The following is a 24,478-nucleotide window of genomic DNA, read 5'->3' as shown; positions in this document are numbered from 1 at the left end:
AGCACTTATATAAGTACTTGTTTTGAATATCATCAGAAAAATTATCTTCCCCTGCCTTTGGGTCTGTGTAATTCTTCTTCCTGCTGCTGTTCTTCTTCACGGTGTCGATTGGCATCCTCATACATATCAGGGTCATTTACGTCGAGCTGAACTCCATTATGTTGGTCATTGTCAAGGTGTCGTTCCGTACTGAAGCTTGTAGAAATTGAACTGATTTCCTTATCGACAATATTCAAATCACCAGCAATATCTTTGGCTATTTCCGGATATTGGTCTATTTTATCGTAGAGAAAATTTTTCAAATTTTCAAGTTCTGATTTGTATTGGCTGATTTCATCCGGCTTTTTCCTTTCTGTCACGAGTTTTGTAAGCTCAGGAGCATTTTTGATAAAATCCAGTTCCTTTACGGTGTCCGTTTCCCTGTCAAAAATAAATGCCTGTTTTGAAAAGCTTAATTGGGCAGAATGCTTATCGTCATTAATACCATATTGTGCTCTTGTTTCAGAATACTGAATTTTTTCTTTGCTCTTTTCAAGGATTTCTGACAGGCTTTTATCCCTTTCCAAAAAGATAACCTTCAGCCTGGTATTGTTTTCTACCAATTGAAAAGTAGCTCTGTTTTTATCATTGTCTGCAACGATAGTATATCCTTGCAGAAATTTCTGAATATCACCCTCATTGAGTTTTTTGGAGAATGATAGGTCTTCGTTGATGATTCCGTATTTCTTTAAATCATCTGTAGGTAATGTTTCGTTATTCATTGTATAGCGCGATTAGATTATTTACTTTTATTAGGTCGTTTAAAAAATGAGCAGGATTGATGCTTTGTCCGAACTCTTTTACTGAAAAATGCAGATGCGGTCCCGTAGAATTTCCGGAATTCCCGCTTTTGGCAATGATGAATCCTGCATTTACCTGCTCACCTGCACGGTAATAAATTTCGGAAAGATGCAGATAAGCGGTTTCAAAGCGATTAAAATGCCGGATTTTAATGTAATTTCCACCTCCTTTATTGTCCCAGCCTGTTTCGGTAACAATTCCGTCTAAAACCGAATAGACATTTTCGTAATGGGCAGCCAGATCAACTCCGTTATGAAATTTAGAAGTTCCGAAAATCGGATGTATCCTTGTTCCGTAAGGTGATGTAACGGATATTTTCCGGTTTAATGGCATTACGATTTTTGAAAAATTTGCTTCTTTCGGTTCATTGACAAAATCATATTGAGCAAACCTGTTTCTGTTATTTTGAGGTTGGTCTATCATTTTACTTTGAAAGGAGAAGAGCAGGGAATCCTGTGATTTTTTCAGATTCCATTTTGTATTGTTGGATGCTAAACTTTCCTTAATCATGGCTTTCAGGGAATCAATTTCATTTTTTAAATCAGCTTTTGTGGTAATGCCGAAAACATCTTTCCATGATTTTTTTTCTTTCCTTTCTTTTTGAGGTTCCGTGATTTTACTATTATCCGAATCTGAGGTGATGTTTGTTTCCTGCTTTTTGGGTGCAGACGGTTTCAGTGTGTTGAATTGCCCGAAGGCAAAACTTCCGAAAGCGATACAAACAACAGTCATGTATTTCTGTAAAATTTTGTTCATTTTTTCAGTTCTTTACTATTTAAATCTTTTAATTATTTCACAAGCTCATTAACAATCAGCTCTACTTCCTTATTGATTTTTCTGAAATTGGTCATCAGAACATCTTCCTTGCGGTTGTTTCCGGCTTTGTCCACAAACGAATAATAGGAGGGCATTTTGACGTAATTGCTTTCCTCTTGTTTAATGGCTTTCATATCAAGATTGATTTTTCCGTTGATAGCAGACGTCTTGTATTCATCGGTGTCATTTTCTTCCCCCTGGGCAATCATTCCAGCCATTTCTCCGGTTCTTAATGCCGCGATTTTTCCGGCAGGAATCATAAAATCCATTTTTTCGTTGATGCTGGTAGTGGTTCCTTGCTGTGATATGGATTGGGAAAACGATTTTTGCTTGATTTTACCAAACAGTTTTTCGAGCCACTCCAAAGTATTCTTATCTCTCGCTGAACCGGAAAGAATATTTCCGACAATTGCGGAAATTGTGTCTGCTACTTCTTTTTTATAGAACTGGCGAAGTTGTGGAAGTTCCTGAAGTCCCAATAATACAGCAACTCTGTTACTTCTTGCGGTTGCCACCACATTGTCAATTTTGTGGATGTAAATCGTTGGAAATTCGTCTGTTATGATTCCTCCTGGTAAATTATGTTTGGAATTTATCAAACGTAATGTTCTATTCAAAACAGCAGAATACAAAGCTGAATTAATATCCTGCGTTCCCGGGTCGGAAGCCAGGATAATAATAGACGGATTTTCTCTATCGGTAATTTTTAGTTCCACATCATCTCCTGAAAATACCCAGAAGCTTTCCTTGGTTGCTAATCGGGAGAGGAAAATTTTGAGTGTTCCTACCTGTCCCTCTAACTGGTCAAACGCCTTGTTATCATAAGCTGTTTTGAAAGGCGAAAGCAGGGAATACAATTCTTCGTGATGAAAAAGTGTATCAAAAATTTCTTTGTAGCTTCTATTCATGAAGGAAAGAATATGCGGTAAGTCCGAATATTTTCCGTTTTCGTGTGTGGCAAAAAAATAAATGCACGAAGAGAGAAAATTAATTGCAGACTGTGTAAAGAACTGGTCTGAACCGCCACCGGCACTTGCCCCTCCTTTTTGAAGTGAGGAAACCATTGCTTCCGCCATTTCCTGAGCTTCTGCCAGTGTTTTTACATATTCTTTCCGGAATGGATTTACTCTTTTTGATTTCTCGACTTCATTCAGATTGATGACGTGAAAGTTGTAATTATAATCCAAATCTTTGCTTTTCTTCAATAAATAATGGTAATAGGCTATCTGTGCCAAGTCAGGAAATTTAAAGTCGTAAATACATAGACAGAAACCTTTGGCGATCATCTGTCGGATTGCCGGATTAATGACACCAAAAGATTTACCCGATCCCGGTGTTCCGATGACCATTGTTCCCCTGAAAGGATTCAAATTGATCCAGCCTTTATTGTTTTTTCCGTTGTACCGGAACAGATACGGAATATTGACACTTGTATCCGTATCTACCAGTTCCTTGTTCTGGTCGAAACTTTCTTCTTCTACATTCCAACGGTCTTTTCCCATTTTCTGACGCATATATTTCGAAATCGAATCTGCACCCATCTGAAGAATAACCGCTCCTAAGAATGAAAGAACCACATAAATAACCTGATATAGGTTAAATCCCGGGAAAATTTTAGGGAGTTTGGTATTTCCTGCTTCGTTCTGCCATATCAGTGAGGAGAAAATCATGATTAAGCCTAATGTTATAGGAATAACGATTTCAGTACCAACATTTAAGTCTTTCTTTTTCTGTGCTTTTGTTCCGATAGCAACCAATCCTATCAAAACAAGTGTCGCAAACTTGGCATTGACAGGAGGATAGATGAAACTCATTTTTGAGAAATTTTTCAGCAAATTGGAAAGTACCGGAATATCGGCATACAGATAAAAGAGCGATGCACAATCCAACGCAACTACTGCATACACTACTTTTTGCAGAAATCCGTAAATTTTGATCTGGTGCTGTTGTTCTTGCATTTTTCTAAATTTTATTTTCCTTTAATTTTGATTTGAGGCTGATCACAAAAAACTCTTCATTGTCAAAAAATACTTTTGCTTTGTGTAAGTCTTCAAAATAATTCTTTCCAAATTCTTTCAGGGTATTTTTTTCCTTCACAGATAATATTTTCTCCTGCATCAGATTTCTAATGGATTCACTTTCTTCCCATCGTATCGTTGCTTTCATCTTCTCCAATACGAACTCTCCGATATCATCTATTCCAAACAGGATAGCTTCCTCTCTCAATTCTTTAGCCTTGGATTCTGATAATTTTATAGTGTATTCCATGTTAAAATGTATCTGCTTTAAGAATATCGGAATAGTTAACCTTCATTTCAATGGTTCGTCCTGAGAGCTGCTCTTCAATCAGGCGGATCATCATCACTTTAGAGTTCGGATATGTGAATTTTTTGAACACATAAATATTCCTGAAATTTTTCCTGAAGTGTTTTTGTGGGTTCAGCTGAAAAAGGGGAATCATCTCAATGCTTTGATTATTCGTAGCCTTATGGATTTTTTTGTCTTCTATGGAAAACTTCAACGCCTCAATATCATAGCTAAGGTTTGAGTTATTCTTAAAAGTCATATCTAAAAATATGTAATCGCTCATCACATATACATTATTGAGCTGAACCGTAAGCTTCAGGTTTTTCTCTTCCCGTATAGGGTTTTTCTCCGATTTTTTCTGAATGATGCCCATTGCAAATTTTCTCAGTTCATAATTTGAAAAGCTCATTTTATCAAACTCTATGGGCTGCATTTCTTCCGGCTGGATATGAATATTGGTAACCGTATTCAAATTTTCGGAATTTCTGTAAACCGCTTTGTATTGGGCGATGAAAGATTGCCCGACAACAGTGATAATTCCAATATTATCTCCATTAAAAAAAGCAGAAGGTTTTTTCATTTTTTCTCCCTCATTAGATTCGGGATTGTCTGTAATTTTAATTCTTGCAATATTGCCGGATGGCAAATCTCCTGTGAGCTTATGAGTAGATAAATCCACATACTGAATTGGTTCCGGTGAAATAATATGCAGGTTAATTCCTTCAGTAATTTCCAATTCCGGTAAATCGGAAATGATCTGTTCTTTAGTGGCAGTTTGGGCTGTTAAAAATTGGGCTGTAAATAGTAGCAGGGCATATAAAATTGCTTTCATTTTATTATTTTTTTTGTTGGTTTTGTGAATCTTTTAATTGTTTTTCGTCAATCAGGAATACATAGGAATTGTACTTCAATTTGGCTTTGTTGGTTTTGATAAGGTTAGCAATGGATTTGGAAGTAGAAGTAAATAGTTTGGAACCAATGCTGGTAAAAAATCCCTGTCCACCCATATCCATCTGAGTTCCCTGAACAGAATTGCTTCCCATTTCCCGTAACATATCCCTGAAAACACTTTGGGGTACATACAATCCTTTCATTCCGTCAATATCATAAATCGACAGATTAACAGGGAAAATTTCCCCTTTGGTAAATACCGATACAATCGTCAGGTCAACTCTCTGCATGGAAAATCCTGAAATCTGTCCGTAAAGAATTGAGCCTTTATCGATCTTTCTGTTTCCTACGAAGATGTCTTCCAATAGCCGGAACCGGATTCTGCTTCCCAGAAGACCTTTGTTGTTTTCATCAATCACGGCTTTGATAAAGCTGTTTTCTTTTTCTTTATAGAAAGCATTGAAGCCGTTGTTAATGCCGGATTTGCTGACATTGAATGTGGAATTGAGAAACTCGTCCATTTTTTCTTTATTCGCTTTGAGCATCTGTTCTGCCGCCAGCTTACTTTGATACTCAGGATCTCTTGCTTTTTCTAAGGAATCCATCACCAGCATTTGCTGCTTCAGATATTTAACTGGGTCTTGCTGGACACTTTGTGTCTTTTCTTTTGAAGCATCAGCGTAATTATTTTCCTCTTTTCCATACGATTTATCATTCAGCATTCTGATGATATCCGAAGACCTTTTGTAATCTTTGTCGTCATTCTGCTGATTCGGATTATAATACGATGACGGGTTTCCTTTTGCCTGATACCCGTTTTGCCTTGAAGAAACTGCTTTCAATGAATCGATCTTTCTTTTCTGGGCTAATGACAGCTGATCTCCATAATTTAATAAGCTGTCTTCTTCTTTACTCAGACCTTCCAGCATGGTTCTGTTATCATCTTTTTTGAAAAAAGCATCATACGCATCGTTTTTAGTCATAATGGAATCCTGCGTTTCTCCTAACGAAAGAGAAAGCTCCTTGGGCTTATCTTTTTTCGATGTATCTTCTTTGGTAAACTGAGTGCCTACATATACAAAAAGCAACAGAAACGGTAATGCCAAAAGAGGCAGTATATATTTCTTCTGCTTGAAATCAATTTTTTTAATGTCCATTTTTTAGTTTTTGAAATTGGTTAAACAAATATTCAATTCTAAGGCTGTCTTCTTTTTGTAAAGCATGGCTGTCCCTTTTTACTTTTAAAGACTTGAGCTCGGTAACTATTTTTTCCATTTCTTTTTCGTTGTTTACAGTTGTATTTTGGCTTGTATTGCTATTGGAATACAGAATTGGAGGCTTTATTTTAAATGCGGTTTCAGAAGGAAAGAAAATTCCCTGTATCATAGATATGACGAATGAAACCGACAGAAAAAGCATTGAATAGGTAAAAAACTTTTTTGGGTTTTTAACCGCCCAATCCAGCCACTTTTGTCCGGTTTGTTTGAGGAAAGCATTCATTGTTAATACGAATTTTTAGTTTGATTTGAAATCTCTTCATTATTGATGATCCGCCAGTTTTTAAGGATCACACCGTGAGGATTATTGGGACTTCGGATGATGTCTTCAAAAAAGCCTTCTGTAATTAATTTTCGTGTAATGACGGATGATTTTCTTGTAATCATCTGTTTTCCAAAAAAAGCGAATTTTTTCTGCTCCATATTGACTGCTATCGAATCGGTATGGATGCTTACCATGGAACTGGAAGCAATAATCTGGTTATAAAAGCCTTTTTCCTTTAAGTTGGTATATTCTTTTTTTCCGCTGTCATCAATCAGATACAGCGATTTTTGAATATTATCCTTAATATAGGCATCATCGGGAGCGAGCGTAAAAAACAGCCTGTGGAACAATTCGATCTGGGCTTTGTATTCCACAGGTCTGTTCAATAAGACATCGGTCTGCTTTGCCAGAACCGGAACCCCATTGTCCAGAATATAAATGGATTTTCGGGCATCCTCAATCATTTTGTACGCAAAGAAAAAACCACCGATAACAATGAAAACCGCAAAAGCAATGGCTGACAATGAAACAATCTTATTGACTTTAATTCTTTGTTCTATATTTTTGATAAGCATTTTTATTTGTTTTGTTTATTATTCATTGCACTATTCACTCTACTGGATGCAGAGCCTGCCGCTGCGGATTTTACGGCAGAGGCTCCTCCTGTTTTAACAGCCAAAACAGCGGCTTTGGCACTGCTCGCCATTTTTCCTGCGGCACTTTTCATTTTGGTCATTGCTCCGGCTCCTCCGGCAGTAACAATCGTGTCGGCAATGGTCGGTGTCATTAAAACTCCGATTCCCGTTACGATATATGCCACACAGGTAAAGAGCTGATTGTAGATCATGCCTGAATTACTTACATAAACCAGCAATGCATCTAAATTGGTAATGGTTCCGTTGGTTAAAAGTGTATCATACCTTTCAATTTCCATTTCATAGCCGGAAGCGATGAGTTGCTGACCGATATTGATAATGGTGTAAGCGACAAAAGTGTACAGATTGATATTGATAAATTTGGATACCCAGCTATACAAAGAATTTTCAAATCCGGGGATGAGAGCCATTCCAACTGCGATTGGTCCTAAAACGATAAGAATGTACGCCCAGATTTTCTGGATAAAGAAAATAAGATAGACACAAACCCTGAGAATGGAAAGACATACAAATTCAATGAGTTCAGCCACTAATTTTTGCATTTGAAACTCCATTCTTATTGACCATTCTTTGATCGGCTGAATGAGCTTGTCCAATCCCTCGCTGATATCAAACCACGAATCGTCTGCATCTTTGCCTGTATTGTCAATGACATCCTGTTTGGCATCTTCTTCGGCCCTCAGCTTTATTACCGCATCCAGCAATTGCTGCTGCTTTTTAAATCTTTCGATCCTTAAATCATTGACCTCGGATTCGATATCGCTGAAAATGGAGATTCCCGGTTCAGCAATCGCCTCAAAAGGAGCTTGAATCATACTTACAAATCCACTCCAATACACGAGTGTAAATCCAATGAGGATAGGTTTCAGCATGGGGGTAATTTCCCATTCACGATCTCCGGCTGCCATCTGCCAGCCCATATATCCAAGATACATCAAAGCTCCCAGACCTCCGATGGCTCTTCCGACCAATGCGGATCCGGCAGCACTGTCCTGTACACTGTTGTCCAGTTTTGTAAAAACTTCCATAAACCATTTTTCAAAAGCACCGTCGCCTTTTAAAAATTGGAGGAGATTGCTGTAATCACTGTCTGTCTGGGCAAACCCCATGACAGGCAATAGTATTGCCAATAGGCAACAAAATAGTGTGAGTGTTTTATTCATATCTAATATCGGTGTTTGTATTGTTGCATGGTATTATGCACGATTTGTTTATCTGACGCAGGAGTCCAGTTGGCAGGTAAAGCAGTAGGTAAATGGTTCTTCAGAATATTTTTATAATCTAAAAGCAGTGTGGTCTTATTATTATACTTTCTTAATTCCTGAACAAATTTTCGCCATCTGATCAGTGTTTCATGATACATAATGAACCTTTTTCCTCTCGGCATATCCATAGATCGGGACATTGCATATTTTTCCTTGATTAAATCCAGTTCTTCCTGAAGCCTTTTTAGTGTCCCCGTCGTATTGAGAGTTTCATACGTCTGCTGGTCTTTCAGCCGCCATTCCATAAAATTTTGGGGCATGTCGGGAAATTCAGTAATGGGCTTTAGCATTCGTTTGTAATACAGCAGCCAAAGAGGGTCTGCATCCACAGTAGCTGAAGTCCAATGGGCAAAATCCTGTACATTTCGTTTATAAATAGTGTCGGATGCCGCTTTTATCTTTTTGGCTTCTTCTTCCTCGAATTTTAATTGAGCGTATCTCTGATTCTGTACTCCCGTAGGCTTTAATGGTCTTATATCGTCGCCATCCTTATAATCCCTATTGATGCTGGGCGCCCACATTCCCCAAACCGTGGCATAAGCGAAATTCGTCTGAATACCCAGGAAATATTTGGGATATGGCCGCCAGTCTCCCCAGCTTTCAAAAGTCATCCTTTTATGCTGGGCGACAATAGAAGGGTCGTTCAATCTCTTGACACTGATTTGTGCCGATACACTGGCTGCAATAAATAGAAAGAGGAAAGATTTTCCTTTTTTGAATAGTTGTTCCATAATTTTAATTAAAGATGTATTTGTATTTTGTGATAATATCTCCGACAATGGCTTTGTCTATATTGATGTAATTTCTAAGTACAGGAACCTGATACAGGTAAGGGATCTTCTTTGCATTCTCCAATCGCAAAATGATATAGAGAATGTTCCCGTTGATATTTCTGACTCGGGTAAAGACCTTTTCAATAAGCATTTCCCTGTCCATTGCATCCATCAGGTAATCTTTATTTTCGTTCAGGATGTCCTGTGTTACTTCCTGCTGAAGCTTTACGACCTGTTTACCTATTTCAACATAATACTTTGAAACCAATACGGCATATTCAGGATGTTGAGCAGATAGTTCTAACATTCTGTCGGAGTTTTCTACAATCTTCCCAAGATATTGATAGAGATAGATCAGCTTTTTGCTCTGCGTAAGGGCTGAATTAACATTTTTTAGCTGCTGATAGATGTATTCCTGAATCGCAATGATTTGGGTGGTTTTATTATTGATTTCGTCATAAAGCTCTTTCTGCTTTTCATAAGAATCCAAAAATGTCTGTTCACTTGCCAATCGTACGGCATGGTCTTTCGTAAGCTGTACCAATAGCTTGTCATTGATAACAATCTGCTGGCTGTTCACTGAAATGGCAGAAAACAGGAAGATGCCACAAAAAAATAGTTGTTTGCTCATGTCTCTTTTATTTTTTTTATAGAATTTGCGAAATGCATTCATCGACTGATAGGAGATAATCTTCGATTTCATTTTTAAAAGGATTTAATGTTGTTCATTATATTTTCCACGACCTGCCTATCCCTGTTAACGTAATATTGAAATGCTCTTTTGTTCCGTAAAACTTTCGCTTTAATATCTCTGATCTTTAAAAGCATATGGGTAGAGTTCCGGCTCAGGGTTTTCACTTCTGCCAAAGCATAATCCAGTAATATTTTACGCTCTGACTTTTCCATCTGGTTCATGGCACCATAAGACAGAATGATCCCCGTTATTAATCGGGTTACCATTTGCAGATCATCTACAAACTGTACCTGGGAAGGCAGTACCGCAATAATGGAATAAGGTGCTGTATTGATCTCGTTAATGATTGCCGTCTGGTTGTTAGTTATTTTTGTAATTTCTCTGCTCATCGCAATTCCGGTAGGTATTGCCTGGATAGCAAATGACACAATGCGTAATCTGTCCTGAATCTTGGTAACTTTGTCTTTGAAGTCGTTCCATTGTGTTCTGTTGGCAACTTCCGCACTGGCATTGAGGGTCTGTTTCTGCCTCATTTCTTTTTGCCTGTCGTGTTCTTTCATCGCAGCATTGATTTGAATATCCATCATCGGGAAGGAAACATTTTCTTTTTGCCACGCAGGAGTGGAACCGCCACCCATAGAAGTCATTACCACATAAACAGCCGGAATCAATAAGCCCAGAAATAGTTGTTTTTTGCCTCCATAAAGCAGGCGAACCACATTCTTCGATTTCATATAAAAAAGATTAAAAATTTCGTTTATACCGGTTCATTATATTTTCCACAATTCCTTTATCTGTATTGATGTATCCTGCAAATGGATTTATAGAATTCCAGAATCCTAATCGGTTGGCTTTTTCTAACCGAAGTTTTATGGCTAAAAGCCATAGCTTCAGGTTTTTTACATTTTCGGATATGTTGTGAAGAATTTTATACCGGTCTCCGGCAGTAGCAAGATTCAGCTCTCCGGATGCAAGAATATCTGAAATATCGGTAACGATCTTCAGGCTTTGCTCATAGGTTTTTTGGGATGCCTTAACTCCGAAAATGGCATACTGCGGGTGCTGTGATGCCAATTGTACCACCTGTGATGAATAGGTATAACATTTATTCAACTCAGAATAGATCTGCTGTACCTGAATTCCGTTTTGTAAAGTCCCTGAAACTTCTTTCAGCCCTTTCAGTATTTTATTCTGAATGTCATTGGCTACGACCATCTGGGTTCCTACCCATGCCTGGGCATCTTTCAGCTTGGAGGTTTCCTCAATGACATCATTCTGCTTGGCTTTCAGATTTTCCGAATACAGGATCATTGCCGCCGTTACCGTAGGGTCTATATAGGTGTTTTGAGCGTACAATAAGACGCCGAATCCTAAAAAGATAATGGTACTCAATGTTTTCATAATGCTTTGTATTTTACCGTTTTAATCCATATTTCCTCTTTTTTCCGACAGTCAGATTCGCATGCTGAATCTTCGATAAAACCGGAAAACGTGATCATAATCTCTTTATCTGTTTGCGTGTCTATTTTTAGTGTACTCTTTTTAAAGCAGTGAGACAGAAGGACTACCTTTTCCCAGGTTGTTATTCGGATTTCATTCTCAACAAGTGCGGAAACACCATTAACCTGTTCTTTCTCTTTTTTGATGACATCTTTCATAGATTGGCTTTTAGTTTATTACACCTATTTACTCTCTTCCCGAATTCTCACTACAGGCTGGAAGACAGGGTACTACTGATATATTCCTCCAAAGTCTGTTCGTTCATTTCCAGTTCATTTTGTAAATTTTTGAAGATATTTTGTCCCTTATGCCTGATTTTAAACTCGTGGTAGAACTCAAGAGCTTCTCGGTCTAAAGGCTTTTGATAGAGATTAATCAGGGATATCATACTCCCCATATCATCCTCGAAGTTTTTTACCTGTGCCGTAAAAATTTCCAAAGCTTCATCAAAGCTTCCATACTCCTGTACATAATATTCCAAGGCAGATTTTTCAGGTTTTTCAGTGGTGTAGGTTAAATATTGCTCAAGGGAAACTTCATTGCCGTACACTTCTCCCTTGGAACCCCGCTTTAGATAAAATTCCTTGAAACGGCTTCTTCCAAATTTGTTGTTCAGATTATTGATCGTGAAAATTTTGTTCTGCTCAACTTTATTTAAGGATAGTAAAGCTGCAATACGGTCAAAATTATCTTTGAATTTGGTCTGGTCAAGCAAAATGAATGTATCGGAATTATTGATAATGGAATCTTTTACCACAGCATTTCCGATGATATCGTCCAGTTCCTGCGTTACCACAACGGCTTCACCCCAGAATTTCCGTACCGTTTTATAGAGATATAAAATGTAACCGCCCATTAGTTTTGAAGCAATGGCTTTCCATGCTTCTTCGATGATAAGCGCTTTTCTGCGGTCTTTCCGTAGTCTCATTTTTTGGATGAACGTATCCATGATAATCAGCGTTACGATTGGAAACAGTTTCGGATTGTCCTTTACATTGTCGATTTCAAAAACGATGAACGTTTCATCAAACAAGGTATTGTCAGCAGATTCATTCAAAGTGGTTCCATATCGTCCGCCTTTGTAAAAGTCCTTCAGGACAAACAAAAAGGTTCGGAGGTTAAATTCTTTTTCTGTGATTGCGTGCTTTTTGTTGTTCAGATATAGTGGAAGGAATTTATCGCAATAGTCATAGAACCCATTGAAAGAAAGTTCTTTTGCTTCCAACTTTTCTTCAAGTTCCTTGATTTTTTTAATAATGGATTTTCTAAACGATTCGTTCCACTGATCGGCTGTTTCAGGTTTTTTGATGATTTCACTGGATTTAATGAGAATCAGCTGGGTTTCATTGTAGATTTTTCTTTTGTCTTCATCATTCAGCGTTTCATAAGCTTCATAGACCTTATAAAATTTTTCACTGTCATAATCAGGGTTGTTCACGTTTTTATCCGGATGATAGAATTTCAAAAGCTTTCTTCCAGCTTCTTTAATTTCCTCCGCATTAGCATCAAAAGCAATTCCCAAAATATCGTAATAGGTATTCTGTCCGTTAACTTCATTCTCGTATTCAGTGTAAATATCCTCTTCGTGAATGTTGTATTTACCTAAATAAAGAATCAGATCTTCTGAACTTTTGTTATCATACCACTGCGTACCTCTGTTGAAATACTGGTGATAATACGACATCAGCACATTATCCAAAATGGATTTTTGTGCCGCCGACATCGAAGAATCGGGACCTTGCCAGATTAAAAAGATTAAGTTGGTTAAAAATTCAATTTTCTCAATATTAAATTCCTTTTTGTCCATTAGAAAAGGATTCATCGTAATGGGTTTTTCTTCGGTATATTGGATATATCTTCCGCCTTTGTATTTGCAGGTTCCTGAATAAGAGTCTCCGGTATCAACGATAACCACGTCATAATTGTAGGTTAAGTATTGTTCGATGATATTATTCATCAGGAATGATTTTCCGCTGCCTGAAGGTCCGAGAACAAACTTATTCCGGTTGTTGATCCTTCCTGTTTTCATTGGTAAATCTGCCGGATCTACTCTTAATGGAACGCCCTGTCTGTCGGTAAATCTCAAATAAAAATTAGATTCTTCATTCACGGGGTAACTCTCTTTAAAAAAAAAACACAAGGCTGCTTCGCTTGTTGTCATAAATAAATCGTATTCCCTGAGTTCCGTGGCATTGCCAGGAAGTGCTGACCGAAAGAGTTCTAACTGATTATAGGCATTTTTGGAAACGATGATACCTTTCGTGAAAAGCTTGTTTTCAATCATCGACTGAATGTTTTCCATTTTCTCCTGTGTTTCTGCCGAAAATAAGAGTGAAAAATGGGCATTGACCACTAATTGCCCATCAATGGCGATGTTATGAAGCAGGGTTTGGATTTCTTCCGCTATAATGGCATTGGACGGAGAATTGTTGGCGGCTCCTTCGTGCTTTTTCTTTTTCTTGTCAAGTTCTCTTTGCTGCTGTGCTTGTGGTGGAATGGTAATGACCTGGTTATAAATAATGGTTTCGTAATCTTCCAGTTCATTGACGAAGGTAAAATTATCCACTGCCGTTTCTGCGGCGGCTCCGTTTCCGCCCAATAGGGAATAAGGTTCTATTTCGGAAGGTAGATCAATATTTTCGACATCAACATAAGAAATGTTTTTAACGAATCGGTTTCCGATATGTAAATTTTCGTTGGTACTCTTAATATTGTCAAAAGTGGGTGCATCTGAAAACTGCATCGACAAAGCTCCGGAAATATAGTACTCAAAGTCTTTCTCATATAAAAACTGAGGTTCGCAATCACTCTGTTTCAAAAGCATCCATACTTTTTGGCATTTGTCACGAAGTTCTTTATAGCTTTTTTCTGAAAATTGGTACTGCTTGGTTTTCTTTTTCAGCTTGTCATCAACAATATCCGTAAAGAAAAGAACGGTTTCTATGGTTTTAAAAAGTCTTCCATCAAAATGTTCGGAATATTTTTGCTGAAGAAATTGATTGGATGGTTCAGCTGTATATTTCTTTTTTGAAAAAATATCAAGCTTCTGAACAATTCTGCCTTCTCCAATAATGGATACAACCTGATTTAAAACCGTATGAAAATTGAGGTAATTATCAGGGTCAGCCGAATATTGCTCAACACTATTTTTTATTCTGATACCGATAATCGGATTTCCGTACTGCCCGAAAAGAACATCAAAATCCCAATTGAATTCTTTTCCATAATCGTAGCCGATAAAAGGAATGTTAAATGCCTGTTTTTTTGTTGTTGCCATTCTTTAGAAGTTTTTTATTGTCTAATCTTTTAGGGAAAATTAAAATCTGATCGAAGTTTTTGGTTTTGTCGTACAAGCCGTATTTGTCCTGTCTTTTGAAGATGAGATAAACTCCTCCTCCCGTTACAACAAGTCCCAGTAAAGAACCCAGTAATCCGAATTTGGATAATATGAGCGCCGCAATTACACCGCCTCCGATAACACCCACCGCATAAAATATGTACTTGCCTTTGAGTCCGAAAAAGACAAGGGGCTTTTTGAGCCCCTTGTAAAGGTAGAATCCCATATTAGGCAAAGAATGCTGTTACAAATTCAGGAACCACGATCAAAAAGATCATCGCTCCGCCATAGCCAAGGATTTCTTTGTTGACATCCTGATCTCCGTTCGTCCATTTGTTATACACCCTTAAACCTCCAATAAAACCAACCAATCCGCCGACGGCTTTAAGAATTAGCTTAATGGGATCCCAGTAATCTCTGATGTCACTTGCTGCGTTTGAGATAGCCGTTGCTCCTCCCTGTGCAAATGCGGGAGTTATTGCCATCATCACTAAAGCAAGAGTCAGGATTTTTTTTGTTGTCACATTTTTTTTGAAAAATTTTTTCATCATAATAAATAAGATTATAAAAGGTTAATAATGAATGATATGTTAGTATTAAAGGCATAGAATCCCCTGTAACGTGTTAGAAAACACATTATATATCAAGTGATTATGTTTTGTTTAGTGGTTACATGGTAGAGTGATAAACCTTGTGTCCATCAATGTTGGAAACCAGCTGAACCATTGTTTCCGAAAGGTTAAGGATATGCTGCCATCCGTTATCTTTGGTTCTCGGGGCTTCTTTTTCCTTTTCGGGTTCGTTATCCGAAATATCATCCAAATCCTGCTCGGATTCAAAACGCTGTCTTAGTTCATCCAAACTCAGTCTTTCTTCATCCTCCGAGGAAGGCTTCAGCAGGATTTCTTTTTTGGTGAACGACTGTGGTGTATTGAGGTTTTCAACATCTTCGATGCCTACAATTTTTGCATCTTCTTTCTCATCGGTAAAGTCTGAAAGGGAAAAGACCTCTGATTCTTCCTGGTTTGTTGTCGCTGCTTTTTTGAGAAATAGGTCGTAAATAATATTTCCTGCATAATAAAGAACGTAGGCTGTTAAAAGCAGGAGCGAAAATTTTATCATTTTTTTAGGGTTTAATGGTGAGTTACTGATGCCAAATTTTTAATCTTTTCTGATTTCATATTTCAAATGGTGGTTTGCAGTGCTTCATTAATGTATTCTATGATCTCATTGAAAGGATTCTTTACTGCATATTTCTGTTCATAGGTCAGCTTTCTGGTATCAATGGTTTGCAGACAGTTTCTTTTAAATACCGGACTTTCAATCAGCATTCCGTATTTTGAAATCTCGGTATCCATTTCTTTCTGATTGAGATACTTGTATCCTTTGTCGTATTTTGAGCGGATGAAAATCCGTTCTGCTTCGCTTTCAAGCATTCCCAGAACATTTTTGAAAACCAATGTGGATTTTACCGATACATCGGAATATTCGAAAGGAATGATGATCACATCGCTGTAAATCAACAGGTCGCTGTATTTTTCATCAAGTGTTCCGGCTAAATCGAAGACATTCACATCTTTGCTTTCCTTCAGACCGATCAGCTGCTCAAAGTCTGAAAAAGGGCGCTGTTCATCTCCTGCAATTTCCACTTCATAGAGTTTCGGCAATTCTGATACTTCATCTTCTTTCCATTTATTGTAAAAGGACTTCTGATAGTCAAAGTCAAAAACATTGATCTTTCTCTCGGATACTGCTGAAATATAATTGGCAAAAGCAATAGCCAATGTGGTTTTTCCGGCTCCTCCTTTTTGTGTCGCAAATGTGATAATCATTGTATTGGTTTTTAGTTGATAGTTGATGATTTTTAGTAGACAACTATCAGTTTCATTTTCTTTTTTTTCTTCTTTTTTTGAGTTCATCTTCTACCGGGTCTTTTGCTGCTGCTGATGATTTCATCATATCAAAAAAGAAATCATCAATTACCTTTTCCAAACCGTCTGCTTTCTTATTGTCAGTCTTTACAGTAGGATTTAATAAACTTTGAAGCTGTTTACTTCCAATCAATGTTTCCAGTTCTCCGATGTAGTGCAAGCCGGAATGAATAGCGTAATATTTCCCGTTCTCTGATTTTACGATGCTGACATCATTGTGGTTCTGTGTTTTGAGATGATCTTTCACATCATTTCTGACAGCACTAAATATTTCTTTATTTTTAAATTTCTTGTTCTCAAAAAGCATAAAGCCATGCAGCTCATTTTCGGGATGTTTATCTTTTAAATAGTTCAGAAGAACTGCTTTGGTTTCTTTGTCCGGAATGTTAAAATCTTTCAATCGCTCAAAAAGTCTTTTGTCCATTTCCAGGGAAGTAAATTCAAACAATTCATTCATTTTCATAATCTCACTTCCTTTGTACACTGTTCCGGTTTTATTATCGATCAAAGAATATCCGAAAGGTTTCTGTCCGTCTTTATGATGAAATAGGATGTCAATCCCAAAAGTGTCTTTCAATTTTTTTTGAAGCTCACTTTCAAATTCAATTTTTGGTTTCCCCTCTTCATCCTGCTTTTCTTCAGGAAGCATTGCTTCCTGTTTTCGGCGGTCTTCGACTTTGAAAACATTGCACGAATGAAGCTCCTTGTATTTCGATAGAATGGCTTTGATCTGTTTTGTCCTGTTTTCATTCTTTTTGTTGTCAAAAACAATCTCATTTCCGGTAATCGTTTTTTCTCGGACTCCGTTTTTGAGAATATCTAATTTGGTTTTGTCTTCTTTGTTCTGAGCTAACCGGAATCCATGTCTTTCCAGTAAAAGTTCCAATTGTTTTAAAGAGCTGGTCCGGTAACTCAGAAGTTTATTGATATTTTCTACATTGCTTATTCCATATATATTTTGCATTACTTTAGCTAAAGCTCTTTGTGATTTCAGCTTTTCGTAACTGTCGTTGATCTTTTTTCCTGTCTGTTTATCTACTCTTGTTGAAACCATGTGAACGTGGTTGTTTTCGGTATCGTTGTGAAAAACCACGATAAACGGCTGATCTCCGTAACCCATTTCATCCATAAACTTTTCGGCTACCTGGGTAAGCTCTTCTTTGGAGTGTTCCCTGAACTTTGTAGATAAAGCTGCATGGAACTGTGGTTTCTTTACTTTTTCATTTATGGAAACCGAAGCCAGATAAGATTTTACTTCTTCCTTACTGCTTGATTCGTTAATGAATGACGGAAAATTTTTCATCAGCATTAATTCGCCTTTTCCTTCATCTATTTTATTATCGTTGTATTGCACTCCGGGAAAATTGGGACCTGCGGGTTTCATAATTTTTACAATCATTTTCCGAGAATTGAATAGATTTTGAGGAAAATTCCATTCTGCCGGACTTTCAGTTTTGTGATTTCAGTCAGTTGATTGGAGAATTTCTGTAATTCATTTTCTGAAATAAATTTTTGTCCATTCACAATTTTTGCAACCTGATTGATATTGGTTTCTATTTTTCCAAAAATGTTGTCTTGCTTTTCAATGAACGCTAATACTTTTCTCCTCTCATCATTCATAAGTCTGTTTTCAACTGAATCAATGATTAAACTTGTTAAGGAAATTTGCTTTTCCAGACAGAGCTTCTTCCAGTTATCCTTTCGGAATTTTTGCACTCTTATGATAATCAAGTCTTCTTTTCCCATTTTATTATCAATCTTCTGAAAACATTAGGGATAAAAAGGTTTCCTCCAGTATGAATATCCGTCTACGTCACCGTAGGTGTAATACGAGGTAGACATTGCACTTAATGAAGTCTGGGGAATCTGTAAGGAATAGTTTTCAAGCAGGGCAGGAAAATGTTGTGTTGAATTTTCCGTATGCAATAAAACGATCTGACTGGGAAAATAGCCCAGATCTCTGTATAAATTCTCAAGGTTAAGAGATGCATTTCCTGTAATGACGGAAGCAGATGATCTGTACATCTGAAAGTGAACGTTTACAACTCCTTGAATTTTTCTGAATATGATAACTCCTGTTAAACCTCCATAATTTTTAGTTCCGATGTTATAACGTTTAAATGATGTTAAATAAGCATTTGTATTTCCCCACTGATTTCCGGGAGCTGACCACGTAGTAGAAGCAGATAGTGCTGCGGTACTATTGGGGTCAAGTACTAATTGGATGTAATATTCGATAGGATCTTTTTCTTTGGAAAGAGGCTGCCACACATTGCCGTCGAAACAATACAATCCCTGTTCCGTGACATGAATTACCTGTCCCGATAAATTGGTTGCCGGAGCTGTGGCAAAAATAACTGTTCCTTTTTTTGCAGACGAATATACTTTTGCTGCTAACTGGTTCCCCGTAATGCGGGGAGGAATAATACCGTCATAGTGAGTGGTGTCGTTGGGTTTTCCTACCACTTCCAAAGTAGCTTCGGGTGTTTCGGTATTGATACCGACCTGTCCCTGAACAGCTATTCCGATAAAAGGCAGAAAAAAATAAATCATTGTTTTCATTCTGTTTTTATTTTAAAATTTCTGCTACAAAATTGGAGCATCAAAATCGTGAAAACAATAGTATTCAAAGGCTTTGGACTGAATAAGACTATTTTGGATTACTCTGGAATAGGCGTGGATTAAAAAAGAATAAATTGTACTAATTTGGATTCTTCTACCTCATTTTTAAGAAAAAAACAAGTTCCGCCGTTTTTTCTCCTTTTGCAAAAAAGGCAAGATCGTCTTTGGATATAAAACTTGAAAAGTTTGTATATACAAAGACACATCTTGCTTAATAAATGGGCTGATTTTTTCAGAGTTCTGAAAAGAGGATAAGGCAGTTATCCTGATTTTAATAAGTTGTTGATTATCAATATCAATTTTTGTAAATCTGATTTTCAGAGTATGAAATTAATACCTTGCATTATTTTTTATAGGTCAGCAGTTTATCCTTGCACTATTTTTTACAGGTTGTAGTGTTTAACCCTACATTATTTTTTATAGGTGGGTGATTGAACCTTGTCTTATTCTTTACAGGTTGGATGTTTAACCCTATATTTTTTTTGTAGGTGGGTAGTTTGAACCTTGCGTTATTTTTTACAGCTTGGTAGTTTAACCTTCCATTATTCTTTACAGGTGTGAGTGTTTAACCCTAAACTATTTTTTATAGGTCGGTTGTAACACCCTATCTTATTCTTTACAGGTTGGTCGTTTGAACCCTGTAATATTTTTTATAGGTAAGTGGTTAAATCTTACAATATTTTTACTGATTGAACTCCTCCGTATGATTCTAAATGTATGTTGAAAATTAAAGATTTTACTTATCCCAACACCATACGAATTGAAAAAATATTTTATAAATTGCTACCTACAAATTACCTGAAATAAAATTGAAAGAACAAGACATACTCAACTTTTGGAGGGATATAGAAATATTCGATATTCCTGATTTAAATAAAGAAGCTTCAATATTAAAACCAAATGAAAATTTACCTTGGTTGAGTTCTGTAATTCCTCCGAAAAAGCACTACAAATGGAGCTTTACTCTAATCTTTGGAAAGATTGAAAAAAAGCAGATTCTTGAACATTTAAACACTTTGCTGAAAACGGATGAAGTGAATGATTGGGAAGAACCCGTTCAAGGATTTAGCTGTTTTTCAACATTATCGTTAGACGAAGAAGGTCGTCCACAGCAAGATAGTTATGTTGTGGCAAGTTATGTTTTTGGTATAAAAGCTTTGGAAGGAAGCAAGGTATTATCTACCGTTTCATTAGATTTAGAAGATGCAAAAGAAGATTTTTTAGAACGATATAATATTCCCAAAATAAGTCTTGAAGACGATAAAGATCAAAACCAACCAAAAGGCGATATTGTTACATCGAAACATATCGAAAAAGAGATTGAGTATCTTAAAAAACATACTTTATGGTGCAATGATGAAATCAAAGTTTTTCTTTTGGCAGAAGAATTACCAAAAGATAGTGAGCAAAACACAGGATTTCTGAACAGTTTCTTTTTGGATGATTTGAATTATTTATCTCGGATAGAGAAAAAACAGTATGGAAAGGCTTTACTAGACTATTTAACCATAGAACCGACATTAAATAATCGCAAAGATTTAATTCAACAAAAGCAGTTTTTATTTGATAGCATTAATCCAAAAAATTTAACGGCTGGAAAATGGCCGTCAAATACAGATTATGGATTATATACAGCACAATTTGGTGCGGTAAATACAATTTTTTCCAATCTCCGAAATTCCACTGGTATACAGGGCGTGAATGGTCCGCCAGGAACAGGTAAAACAACCCTTTTGTTAGATGTGATTGCCGAAGTTATTGTGGAAAGAGCTAAAGTCATTTCTGGACTTGGTTGTGATAATATCTTTAAACGAGGTGGATATAGAAAAGTTGAAAAAGAATCTGGTTATCCATTACACACTTATCTACTCGATGCTAAATTTCAAAATAATTTCGGCATCGTAATAGCAAGTAATAATAACGCTGCGGTGGAAAACATCAGTAAAGAATTACCTGCTAAATCAAAAATTGATACAACTGTATTTGAAAATGCTGATTATTTTTCGAAGTGTTCAACACAATTAATTCAAGAAGCAAGTTGGGGTGTTTTGGCTGCTGCTCTTGGTAACGCGAAAAATCGGAATAATTTCAGAAAGGCATTTTGGGTAAGCAATCAAGAAAAACAAACCTTAGGTTTTGAAGATCTGTTGTATAGTATTTATAAAGATGAAAACAATAATACAACACACCAGTACCGAGAATCCTTTGAAGCAGAAAACAAGAAATTTAAATCGCTTGTCAATCAGTTTGAAGGGTTTAAAAAAATAGCAAATCAATTTCACGAATTATTACCTGAATTTGTTGAGAATAGAAAGCGAGAAGCGAGCATTGTTTCAGAATTAAAACAAATAGATAAATCCTTATTTCAACTTTCAAACGAAAAACAAACCCTAACCGAAGTAAAAAACAGTTTAGAAAGAGATACCGAAAAAACTCAGTCGGCTTTACAACTGCATACACAACTCAAACCTTCGCTATTCTTTTTTCAAAAGCTATTGAATACCAATAGTTTTAAGCAATGGAACGAAGAAGCCGGAGGAATTATAAGCCAGTTAAATAAAATAAATTCTGAATTAAACGAAATAAAAGAAAAACTGGGCGATAACTCCAAAGAAACAAAGCAGTTCATTTCAAAAAGAGACAAACTCAATAATTTACGGGAAGAAATAACATCATTTTTTACTAATTACAACAATCTTCAAAAGAAACTAACAGATGAATATGAAATTGAACCAAAGTATATTTTTGATGTAGCTTTTACCGAAAAGGATATTAGTGATATTCATCTATTGTATCCATACCATTCTTCCAAAATTGCTAAGTTGCGAAGCGATATTTTCCTTTCTGCATTGCAATTGCACCACGATGCAATCTTAGCGAATGCGAAGAATTTCAGAAATAATTTAAAAACTTATTTTGAAATGACATCGGGATGGGTAAAAGTTGATGCTGAGATTTCCCAAAATTTATGGGATTCCTTTTTCTTCTGTGTGCCTGTAGTTTCTACCACATTGGCTTCAGCAGGACGTTTGTTCCCAAATCTAAGCAAAGAACAAATCGGGTGGTTGTTAATTGACGAAGCTGGACAAGCTACGCCTCAATCCGCAGCGGGGATAATACACCGGGCAAAACGATGCGTAATTGTTGGTGATCCATTGCAAGTGGAACCGGTGGTTACAATGCCGGAAAAGTTAACGACAAAAATACGAAACGAACACAAAGTATCATTAAATTGGTCTCCATACCAAGTATCGGTACAGCAATTGGCAGACAGAGTATCCACAAACGGCACTTATATGACAACAGGTGATTCGGATGAAAAAATATGGACAGGATTTCCTTTGCGGACACACCGACGTTGTGATGATCCTATGTTTTCCATCGCCAATGAAATTGCATACTCCAACCAAATGGTAAATGGCATTGATGAAAATTCGAAAGAAGTATTTATCGGAAAATCTAGTTGGTTCAATGTCAGCACGGAAATTACTTTGGTCAATAAGCACGTCATTTTAGAAGAAATCACATTGCTTCAACAGAAAATTCAAGAATTAAGAGACGTAGGCTATAGTGGCAGTATTTATGTTATTTCACCTTTTAAATCTATTGCTAATTATTGTAAAAATACATTCAGAACTGACGAGAAAGTTTCTTGTGGCACTATCCACAAATTTCAAGGAAAAGAAGCCAATATTGTTTTCCTTGTTTTAGGCAGTAATCCTCAATCTTCAGGTGCGAGAAACTGGGCTTCTCAAAAGCCTAATATGCTAAATGTTGCCCTTACCAGAGCCAAAAAACGGTTTTACGTGATTGGTAACAAAAATCTATGGGGTTCTTGTGATTATTTTAATGTAATGGTCAATACTATAGGTTAATGCTTTGGATTTTCTGTATTTAAGAATAGATAAAACGGAAACAGTTTTAAAAACTATTTCCGTTTTTTACATTAAAACAAAATTTTCTTAAAAATTCACCACAAATTTTCTTTCGGTTTCCTTAATGCTTTCGGCAAAAACTGCCATATCTCTGCCGACTTTTTCAGTCGTCATTTTAGCATAAATTTGGGTGGTTTGTATATTTTTATGCCCCAGCATTTTGCTTACACTTTCCAATGAAACACCTTTTGACATTGTTAAAGTCGCAAAAGTGTGACGAGAAAGGTGAAAAGTCAAATGCTTTTTGATTCCACAGATTTCAGCAATTTCTTTTAAATGACGATTCACTGTTAAACTTACTTTTACAGGAAGGAGTTTTCCGTCTTTGAAGATGTGACTTTTATATTTTTCAAGGATTTTCTTAGGTATCTCCATCATCGGGATAAAATAATCAATATCGGTTTTCTCCAGTTTTCCCATAATCCATTGTTGTCCATCAATGGATAACTGGATTTGCTCTCTGGTTAATTTAAAGACGTCAATATAAGATAAGCCGGTAAAGCAGCAAAAAATAAAAACATCTCTTGTACGTTCCAGTCTTTTATCCAGTTTCCAATTCATCAAAATTTCGACTTCTCTTTGGGTTAAATAACCTCTCTCTGATTTTTCGTCTTCTATTTTATAATTGATAAAAGGATTCCGGAAAATCCATTCGTTTTTGTAAGCCAGCTCAACAATCTTCTTCAGATTGATTAAATATTGGGCAATGGTACTTTGCTTGTTTCCCCGAACCGTCAGCAGATATATTTCAAAATCACGAATAAATTGGTAGTTGATTTCTCGGAGTGGAATATCCGAAAGATGATATTTTTCTAAAAGAAATTCTGATAGCCTGATTCGTAAATAGTAATATCTATAATAGGTTGATTTTACAATTCTTTTACCTATCAAATTAAACTTTTCTTCAACGTGTTCATCAAATGCTTTCATCAGCATATATTGCTTACTGTCGATTCCCAAGAAAATATTTTTTACTTTTTCTGCTGAAACTGCATTTTCCCGTTCCTGAACATCCCTGTAAATTTTGTGAATTCCTGCTTTTGTTTTTTCAAGCAGAACATTGACTTCAGAAGATTCTGCACTTTTCCCTGTTGCTTTTCCTTCTTTAATGTTCCAGAGCTTTGGGTCAATGTCTTTCTTCATCCCGAAACGGGCTTCTTTTCCGTCAATGGTAATCCTGCAATACACAGGCACGCTTCCATCTTTTTTCTGTTTGTCTCTTTTCAGAAAGAAAAGGACTTTGAATGTACTTCTCATACGCTTCATTTTTATTGTTGTAAAATTAAATTCAACCTCTAAAAATGAGCGGTTTGCAGGGTGGACAATATCAGTCGGTTATAAGTCAAATGGTGCCATTTCAACCGTTTTG

The 24,478-nt window shown here is 36.6% G+C and carries 24 protein-coding genes; 1 reads left to right on the top strand and 23 read right to left on the bottom strand.

Annotated elements, in window-relative coordinates; genetic code table 11:
* Positions 1-41: 41 nt before the first annotated feature.
* The 22 genes from HXZ74_RS01360 to HXZ74_RS01255 form a co-directional block, all read right to left on the bottom strand.
* Positions 42-761 (bottom strand): hypothetical protein, encoded by a 720-nt coding sequence (locus tag HXZ74_RS01360; protein WP_286473504.1) that lies wholly within the window; start codon positions 759-761, stop codon positions 42-44.
* Positions 754-1,596, bottom strand: a complete 843-nt coding sequence (locus HXZ74_RS01355) for a M23 family metallopeptidase (RefSeq protein ID WP_286473502.1) — start codon at positions 1,594-1,596, stop codon at positions 754-756. The genes HXZ74_RS01360 and HXZ74_RS01355 overlap by 8 nt, the downstream gene beginning before the upstream one ends.
* A gap of 32 nt (positions 1,597-1,628) precedes the next feature.
* A complete protein-coding gene (locus HXZ74_RS01350; protein ID WP_286473498.1) occupies positions 1,629-3,614 on the bottom strand; it encodes a type IV secretion system DNA-binding domain-containing protein in 1,986 nt (661 codons plus the stop codon).
* Between the two features lie 4 nt (positions 3,615-3,618).
* The gene (locus HXZ74_RS01345; protein ID WP_286473496.1) at positions 3,619-3,924 is read right to left on the bottom strand and encodes a hypothetical protein; all 306 of its coding nucleotides are present in this window, start codon (positions 3,922-3,924) and stop codon (positions 3,619-3,621) included.
* Position 3,925: 1 nt separating this feature from the next.
* Complete coding sequence (gene traN, locus HXZ74_RS01340; RefSeq protein ID WP_286473493.1) at positions 3,926-4,795, bottom strand: conjugative transposon protein TraN; 870 nt, start codon at positions 4,793-4,795, stop codon at positions 3,926-3,928.
* Positions 4,796-4,799: 4 nt separating this feature from the next.
* Positions 4,800-6,005: a conjugative transposon protein TraM gene (gene traM, locus HXZ74_RS01335; protein WP_286473677.1), complete on the bottom strand. Its 1,206-nt coding sequence runs from the start codon at positions 6,003-6,005 to the stop codon at positions 4,800-4,802.
* Positions 6,001-6,354, bottom strand: a complete 354-nt coding sequence (locus HXZ74_RS01330; RefSeq protein WP_286473492.1) for a hypothetical protein — start codon at positions 6,352-6,354, stop codon at positions 6,001-6,003. Before HXZ74_RS01330 ends, traM begins: the two co-directional genes overlap by 5 nt.
* 2 nt (positions 6,355-6,356) lie before the next feature.
* On the bottom strand, positions 6,357-6,971 hold the full coding sequence (gene traK, locus HXZ74_RS01325; protein ID WP_286473490.1) for a conjugative transposon protein TraK: 615 nt from the start codon (positions 6,969-6,971) through the stop codon (positions 6,357-6,359).
* 2 nt (positions 6,972-6,973) lie between these two features.
* Positions 6,974-8,215: a TraJ family protein gene (locus HXZ74_RS01320; RefSeq protein ID WP_286473488.1), complete on the bottom strand. Its 1,242-nt coding sequence runs from the start codon at positions 8,213-8,215 to the stop codon at positions 6,974-6,976.
* Between the two features lie 2 nt (positions 8,216-8,217).
* Positions 8,218-9,048 (bottom strand): hypothetical protein, encoded by an 831-nt coding sequence (locus HXZ74_RS01315; RefSeq protein ID WP_286473485.1) that lies wholly within the window; start codon positions 9,046-9,048, stop codon positions 8,218-8,220.
* A 4-nt stretch (positions 9,049-9,052) separates the two neighbouring features.
* Positions 9,053-9,721 carry a hypothetical protein gene (locus tag HXZ74_RS01310; protein ID WP_286473483.1) on the bottom strand — a complete coding sequence of 223 codons (669 nt, stop codon included), beginning with the start codon at positions 9,719-9,721 and terminating at the stop codon, positions 9,053-9,055.
* A 74-nt stretch (positions 9,722-9,795) separates the two neighbouring features.
* Positions 9,796-10,518: a hypothetical protein gene (locus HXZ74_RS01305; protein ID WP_286473481.1), complete on the bottom strand. Its 723-nt coding sequence runs from the start codon at positions 10,516-10,518 to the stop codon at positions 9,796-9,798.
* Positions 10,519-10,528: 10 nt separating this feature from the next.
* The gene (locus HXZ74_RS01300) at positions 10,529-11,185 is read right to left on the bottom strand and encodes a hypothetical protein (protein ID WP_286473480.1); all 657 of its coding nucleotides are present in this window, start codon (positions 11,183-11,185) and stop codon (positions 10,529-10,531) included.
* Positions 11,182-11,442, bottom strand: a complete 261-nt coding sequence (locus tag HXZ74_RS01295) for a hypothetical protein (protein ID WP_286473478.1) — start codon at positions 11,440-11,442, stop codon at positions 11,182-11,184. Before HXZ74_RS01295 ends, HXZ74_RS01300 begins: the two co-directional genes overlap by 4 nt.
* A gap of 50 nt (positions 11,443-11,492) precedes the next feature.
* A complete protein-coding gene (locus HXZ74_RS01290; protein WP_286473477.1) occupies positions 11,493-14,561 on the bottom strand; it encodes a TraG family conjugative transposon ATPase in 3,069 nt (1,022 codons plus the stop codon).
* Positions 14,533-14,847, bottom strand: a complete 315-nt coding sequence (locus tag HXZ74_RS01285; RefSeq protein ID WP_286473474.1) for a DUF4133 domain-containing protein — start codon at positions 14,845-14,847, stop codon at positions 14,533-14,535. Before HXZ74_RS01285 ends, HXZ74_RS01290 begins: the two co-directional genes overlap by 29 nt.
* A gap of 1 nt (position 14,848) precedes the next feature.
* Entirely contained in the window at positions 14,849-15,172 is a 324-nt protein-coding gene (locus tag HXZ74_RS01280) for a DUF4134 domain-containing protein (RefSeq protein WP_286473473.1), read from the bottom strand.
* Positions 15,173-15,290: 118 nt separating this feature from the next.
* Positions 15,291-15,743, bottom strand: a complete 453-nt coding sequence (locus HXZ74_RS01275; RefSeq protein ID WP_286473472.1) for a hypothetical protein — start codon at positions 15,741-15,743, stop codon at positions 15,291-15,293.
* A 62-nt stretch (positions 15,744-15,805) separates the two neighbouring features.
* Complete coding sequence (locus HXZ74_RS01270) at positions 15,806-16,453, bottom strand: ParA family protein (protein WP_286473675.1); 648 nt, start codon at positions 16,451-16,453, stop codon at positions 15,806-15,808.
* Between the two features lie 52 nt (positions 16,454-16,505).
* A complete protein-coding gene (locus HXZ74_RS01265; protein ID WP_286473470.1) occupies positions 16,506-17,951 on the bottom strand; it encodes a relaxase/mobilization nuclease domain-containing protein in 1,446 nt (481 codons plus the stop codon).
* A complete protein-coding gene (locus HXZ74_RS01260; RefSeq protein ID WP_286473468.1) occupies positions 17,948-18,298 on the bottom strand; it encodes a hypothetical protein in 351 nt (116 codons plus the stop codon). The genes HXZ74_RS01265 and HXZ74_RS01260 overlap by 4 nt, the downstream gene beginning before the upstream one ends.
* Positions 18,299-18,322: 24 nt before the next feature.
* Positions 18,323-19,114, bottom strand: coding sequence for a phage tail-like protein (locus tag HXZ74_RS01255; protein ID WP_286473465.1), 792 nt, complete (start codon positions 19,112-19,114; stop codon positions 18,323-18,325).
* 869 nt (positions 19,115-19,983) lie between these two features.
* On the opposite strand from HXZ74_RS01255, the gene HXZ74_RS01250 reads away from it, so the two are divergent.
* On the top strand, positions 19,984-23,049 hold the full coding sequence (locus tag HXZ74_RS01250; RefSeq protein ID WP_286473462.1) for a DEAD/DEAH box helicase: 3,066 nt from the start codon (positions 19,984-19,986) through the stop codon (positions 23,047-23,049).
* 87 nt (positions 23,050-23,136) lie between these two features.
* On the opposite strand, the gene HXZ74_RS01245 is transcribed toward HXZ74_RS01250, so the two are convergent.
* Positions 23,137-24,366: a site-specific integrase gene (locus HXZ74_RS01245; RefSeq protein ID WP_286473461.1), complete on the bottom strand. Its 1,230-nt coding sequence runs from the start codon at positions 24,364-24,366 to the stop codon at positions 23,137-23,139.
* Between the last annotated feature and the right edge of the window lie 112 nt (positions 24,367-24,478).

Origin of the sequence: Empedobacter sp. R750, assembly GCF_030324345.1 — a bacterium.
GTDB lineage: Bacteria > Bacteroidota > Bacteroidia > Flavobacteriales > Weeksellaceae > Empedobacter > Empedobacter falsenii_C.
This window is presented reverse-complemented; position numbering and strand designations above follow the sequence as displayed.